The 5,556-nt window shown below is 66.3% G+C and carries 6 protein-coding genes; 2 read left to right on the forward strand and 4 right to left on the reverse strand.

Annotated elements, in window-relative coordinates; genetic code table 11:
* Together topA and VGH54_RS18655 are read left to right on the forward strand one after the other, a co-directional pair.
* Positions 1 to 2,325, forward strand: a 2,325-nt coding sequence (topA, locus tag VGH54_RS18650; protein ID WP_331513559.1) for a type I DNA topoisomerase, incomplete at its 5' end; no start/stop codon positions are given.
* 154 nt (positions 2,326 to 2,479) lie between these two features.
* Positions 2,480 to 2,881, forward strand: coding sequence for a hypothetical protein (locus VGH54_RS18655; RefSeq protein WP_331513560.1), 402 nt, complete (start codon positions 2,480 to 2,482; stop codon positions 2,879 to 2,881).
* A 35-nt stretch (positions 2,882 to 2,916) separates the two neighbouring features.
* Here the strand turns inward: VGH54_RS18655 and VGH54_RS18660 are convergent, their stop codons facing one another.
* From VGH54_RS18660 to VGH54_RS18675, 4 genes are all read right to left on the reverse strand, one after another.
* The gene (locus tag VGH54_RS18660; RefSeq protein WP_331513561.1) at positions 2,917 to 3,417 is read right to left on the reverse strand and encodes a MarR family transcriptional regulator; all 501 of its coding nucleotides are present in this window, start codon (positions 3,415 to 3,417) and stop codon (positions 2,917 to 2,919) included.
* A 115-nt stretch (positions 3,418 to 3,532) separates the two neighbouring features.
* Complete coding sequence (locus VGH54_RS18665) at positions 3,533 to 4,402, reverse strand: TIGR03560 family F420-dependent LLM class oxidoreductase (RefSeq protein ID WP_331513562.1); 870 nt, start codon at positions 4,400 to 4,402, stop codon at positions 3,533 to 3,535.
* Positions 4,399 to 5,031 carry a hypothetical protein gene (locus VGH54_RS18670; protein WP_331513564.1) on the reverse strand — a complete coding sequence of 211 codons (633 nt, stop codon included), beginning with the start codon at positions 5,029 to 5,031 and terminating at the stop codon, positions 4,399 to 4,401. The genes VGH54_RS18665 and VGH54_RS18670 overlap by 4 nt, the downstream gene beginning before the upstream one ends.
* Before the next feature lie 111 nt (positions 5,032 to 5,142).
* On the reverse strand, positions 5,143 to 5,556 hold a 414-nt coding region (locus VGH54_RS18675; RefSeq protein WP_331513563.1), incomplete at its 5' end, for an adenylate/guanylate cyclase domain-containing protein.

Raw genomic sequence — 5,556 nt, forward strand, 5'->3', positions numbered from 1 at the left:
GCCCAGGAAACCCGCCGCATCCTGGACCGGCTGTACGGCTACGAGGTCAGCCCGGTGCTGTGGAAGAAAGTGGCGCCAAAGCTGTCCGCGGGCCGGGTCCAGTCGGTGGCCACCCGCATCATCGTGCAGCGCGAACGCGACCGCATGGCGTTCCGCAGCGCGGCTTACTGGGACGTGCTGGCCGAGCTGGACGCCAGCGTGTCCGACCCCAAGGCCCAGCCACCGACCTTCAGCGCCCGGCTGACCTCCGTCGACGGTCTGCGGGTCGCGACCGGCCGCGACTTCGACTCGCTGGGCACACTGCGTAAGCCCGATGAAGTCGTGGTGCTCGACGAGTCCAGCGCCGGTTCGCTGGCCACCGGTCTACGCGGCTCCCAGCTGACCGTCGGATCGGTGGAGGAAAAGCCCTACACCCGTCGCCCATATCCGCCGTTCATGACGTCGACGCTGCAGCAGGAGGCCGGCCGCAAACTGCGCTTCTCCGCCGAGCGCACGATGAGCATCGCCCAGCGGCTGTACGAGAACGGCTACATCACCTACATGCGCACCGACTCGACGACGCTGTCGCAGTCCGCGATCAACGCGGCCCGCACGCAGGCCCGTCAGCTCTACGGCGAGGAGTACGTCCACCCGTCGGCACGCCAGTACACCCGCAAGGTGAAGAACGCCCAGGAAGCTCACGAGGCGATCCGGCCCGCAGGGGAAACCTTCGCGACCCCCGACGCGGTGCGCCGCGAGCTCGACGGTGACGACTTCCGGCTTTACGAGTTGATCTGGCAGCGCACGGTGGCCTCGCAGATGGCCGACGCCCGCGGTACCACGCTGAGCCTGCGGATCAACGGCGAATCCGACGGTCGCCAGGTCGTGTTCTCGGCCAGCGGTCGCACCATCACCTTCGCCGGATTCCTGAAGGCCTACGTGGAGACCGTCGACGACCAGGCCGGTGGCGAGGCCGACGACGCCGAGAGCCGGCTGCCGCACCTGACCCAGGGACAGCGGGTGGATGCCACCGAGCTGACCCCGGACGGGCACTCCACCAACCCGCCGGCCCGTTACACCGAGGCGTCGTTGATCAAGGCGCTCGAAGAGCTGGGCATCGGGCGGCCGTCGACGTACTCGTCGATCATCAAGACCATCCAGGACCGCGGCTACGTCCACAAGAAGGGCAGCGCGCTGGTGCCGTCCTGGGTCGCGTTCGCCGTCACGGGTTTGCTGGAGCAGCACTTCGGACGTCTGGTCGACTACGGCTTCACCGCGGCGATGGAGGACGAACTCGACGCCATCGCCTCGGGCACGGAGCGACGCACCAACTGGCTGAACAACTTCTACTTCGGCGGCGACCACGGCGTGGCTGACTCGGTGGCGCGCTCGGGTGGGCTGAAAAAGCTCGTCGGCGTCAATCTCGAAGGCATCGACGCGCGAGAAGTCAACTCCATCAAGCTCTTTGACGACGCCGAGGGGCGCGCGGTCAATGTGCGGGTCGGTAAGAACGGGCCGTATCTGGAGCGGATGGTGGTCGGCGATGACGGCGAACCGACGCCGCAGCGGGCCAACCTGCAAGACTCGCTGACCCCCGACGAGCTGACCCTCGACGTCGCCGAAGAGCTGTTCTCGACGCCGCAAGAGGGACGCACGCTCGGTGTCGACCCGGAGACCGGGCACGAAATCGTCGCCAAGGACGGCCGTTACGGTCCGTACGTCACCGAAGTGCTGCCCAAGCCGGACGACGACGACGATGCCGCCGGACAGCCGGCCAAGAAAGGCAAGAAGCCGACCGGCCCCAAGCCGCGGACCGGATCGCTGCTGCGCAGCATGGATCTGCAGACCGTGACGCTCGAGGACGCGTTGAAGCTGCTGTCGCTGCCGCGGGTGGTCGGCGTCGACCCCGACGCAGGCGAGGAGATCACCGCGCAGAGCGGCCGCTACGGCCCGTACCTCAAGCGTGGCAACGACTCTCGGTCATTGGCTACTGAAGACCAGATCTTCGAGGTCACCCTCGAGGAGGCGCTGAAGCTCTACGCCGAGCCCAAGCGCCGGGGTCGGCAGGGTGCGGCCGCTCCGCCGCTGCGCGAGCTGGGCAACGACCCGGCGTCGGGTAAGCCGATGGTGATCAAGGACGGTCGTTTCGGCCCCTACGTCACCGACGGCGAGACCAACGCGAGCCTGCGCAAGGGCGACGACGTGCTGTCGATCACCGATGCGCGCGCGTCCGAGCTGCTGGCCGATCGGCGGGCCCGCGGCCCGGTGAAGCGGACGGCCAAGAAAACCGCGAAGAAGGCACCTGCTAAGAAGACCGCCGCCAAGAAGGCCGCAAAGCGCAGCTAGCAGGGCATATTCGGCGGCTCAGGCTGCTGAGCGATCTCTCAGCAAACTTTTTTCGGGTGTTTCGAAAAATAATTGATGATTCTCAGCCAGTTCTCAGGTACAGTGTCCCTACACGAACGTTGTGGAACCGTCACGGCGTCACCTAGGGAGAGTCATGCGACCCGTTGTCCGATACTGCATCACCGCTGGTGTTGCGCTCGGCGGCGTCAGCATCCTCATCGCCGCCCCGTCATCCCCGCCGCTGCGCGACGTCGAGGTGCCCTCGATGCAGCTCTCGGATAACTCGCGTGACAGCCTCGACGCGAACAGCCCCTCGGTTCTGGACTTGCTGCAGGTCATGGGCGGTGTGGAGAGCCCGGTGGTGGTTCAGAACATCACCGAGTCCGATGCCGGAGTGCTCGAGGGCGGTCAGCCGGCGAGCGTGCCGGGCCTCAGTGATCTGCTGAACCTGGGCAACGACCCGGTCGGCACCCCGGATCTCCACGGCAAGTCTTTCATCGACATTGGGCCGTTGCTGCCCGGCGATATCACGCTCGCACCGCCCGCGGGCCGCTAGTCCTTGCCGCCCAAGTCAGGAGCCCGCGTTGGGCGTCAGGGATGTTTGGTGCTGGCGTCGTGGGTCTCCATCCCGCCATACCCGGGATGGACCCTGGACAACAGTCCCTGATGTTCGGCCGCGATGCCAAGCAACTCGCGCAGGGTGGCCTTTTGGTCTGCGTTGAGCCCTCCGCTCATCAGGCGGTCGTGTTGGCGTGCGACCTTGGCAAGTTCGGTCATGATCTCGCGGCCGCCGTCGGTGAGCTGTAGCGCATAGAGTCGGCGGTCAGCGGCGTTTCGCTGGCGGCCAACGTAGCCGCGAGCTTCCAGCTCGTCGATGAAGGAAACTACCCGGCTGGGCAGTAACTCGAGGCGTGCGGCGAGTTCTTGCTGACTTAGTCCTGGCTGGCGATCGATCAGCCGTAGGATGCCCGCTTGGGCGGGCGTAAGGCCAAGTGGTGTGAGCAGCTCGGCGAATGACGTTGCCGCTCGGTGACCCAACTGGGATAACAGGAACGCGATCCCGTCGCGGGCCTTGATTGATCGTGATACCACCCGGCCAATAGTAGTAGCTTCTGTGAATCGTTCATTTTACGAACTGACGAAAGGTCGTCCGAAACCCGGCGAAATCGAGTAAGCGCGCGGTGCGGGCCGGGATGGACGGCCGGGGTCAGGCGATCAAATCGGCTGTGACGCCGAGCCGTTCGGCGTCGTGGGGCTGCCAAGGCCCGCCGCGCGGGATGAGCACGATGTGTTCGACTCCGAAGTCTTCGAGCGCTCGGCAGCGTTCGGCGAGGTGTTCGGCGGTCTCGTCGGGCGCTGTGGCGGTGGTGACGGTGTGCTCGATGTCGTTTGGATCGCGTCCGATGTCAGCGCAGTGGTGTGCCAAGGTGTCGAGGTTGGCGCGCAGACGTTGCCCACCGTCGGGGATGTCGAAGAAGTTGGCAGCATCGCCGTATTGGGCCACCAGGCCCAACGTTCGGCGCGGACCGGTCCCGCCGATGAGGATCGGCGGACGTGGTGCGGTGATGGTGCGCGGGTTGCTGATCGGGTTTTCCAGGTGGAGATAGTGACCGTGAAACGGCGCGGGGTCACCAGCCCACATCTGCGCCGCGAGTTGCAGCGTCTCCTCGAGTCGCGCGAAGCGCTCGGGCACCGGGGGCAAAAACAATCCCATGGCGTCCGCCTCCTGCTGGTTATAGCCGGCGCCGATGCCCAGCCATACGCGGCCGCCCGAGAGGACGTCGAGGGTGGTGGCGGCTTTGATCAGCAGTGCTGCGGCTCGGTAGGTCGCTGCCGTCACCATGGTGCCCAGCTTGATTTGTTGGGTGGCCGCTGCGAGGAATCCCAGTGTGGTGTAGGCCTCGAGCATGGGCTCGGCCAGGTCGGCGAATGGATCGACTTGCAAAACGTGGTCGCCTACCCACATCGTGTGGAGCCCGGCGGCGTCGATGGCTGAGGCGAGCTCGAAGAGGATCTCGCGCACGGCTTCTGGACCGCCTGGGTAGTTGAAGTTGGTGACGTTGATCGACAGTTTCACCGTGTGGCCGTCTTCTTGCGCTGGGTGGGAAGAAGAGCACCGGCGACGACCAGCCAGATTAGCGCGGGGAACCGGGCGATCGGCAGCAGGACCGCCAGCCAGGGAAAGATCAGCGACAGTGTCGATAGTTCGGCGATTACTGCGATCGCGAGTCCGGCCCAGGCAACGGGGCGCGGCAGGAGATCCACGATCAGCGCCGGGACCGATACCCCGGCCAGCAGTAAACCCAGGGGTACGACGTGCCCGGGGCCGCCCACCAAAAAGCTCAGCGTGGACAACGCCTGGACCAGCGCGCCATCGGTGCGAACCGCCGGCCGTGAGAGTGCCCAGCCCAACAGGCCCGACAAGCTCAATGTCACCGAGGCGACGACACCGCCGGCCAGGGCGATGGTAGCTCCCGGCGCGGTGATGCCGAGTTGGCGCAACCGCGCACTCACGGTCGCCGCGTAGATCAGTAACGGCACCGACGCGGCGAACAGGAATATCGCGCTAGCTTGCGCCGAGACGGGATGGTTTCGGTAGTAGTCGGTGACCGCCAGGGGTGGTCCTAGCGGGTTGGGCGTGACGCCGCCCAGTGCGGCCGCCACCGCCATACCGGCGATGAAGAAGCCCAGCGTCAGGCCGCCCACCAACAGCAATGGAGGGCCGCCTTGCCGACCGCCACGCCTCCGAGTGCGTTCGTTTTCATAACCATTCATATTTGGAACGGTATCTAGGGTGGAACGAATGCGCAAGCGGGGTTAACCGCTAGCTTCGCTGGACACTTCCTGGGGCGCGGCCAGATTGAGCGGCCGAGCTAATTGAGTCGGTGCGGTGCGACCGCGTAGCGCCACCACCTCGGCCACATCCCAGCACAGTGCTTCGGCGTCCAGCGCGCCGCTGACCGCGACCGCCGAGGCAAGTACGTGGCCGTCCTCGAGCTTGGCCAGCTCGGTGAGCCGGGCCGCCTCGTTGACCGGATCGCCGATCACGGTGTACTCGAAACGGGCCAGCGCACCGATATGCCCGGCGATGGCGCGACCCGACGACACCCCGATACCGAACTCCGCCGAGCCGATCACCGGCAGCAGCTCGTCGTGCAGCTCGCGGGCCGCCGCCAGTGCGCCGCCAGAGGCGTCCGGATGCTCGATCGGCGCCCCGAAGATGGCCAGTGC

It is taken from the genome of Mycobacterium sp., assembly GCF_036488105.1.
Taxonomy (GTDB): domain Bacteria; phylum Actinomycetota; class Actinomycetes; order Mycobacteriales; family Mycobacteriaceae; genus Mycobacterium.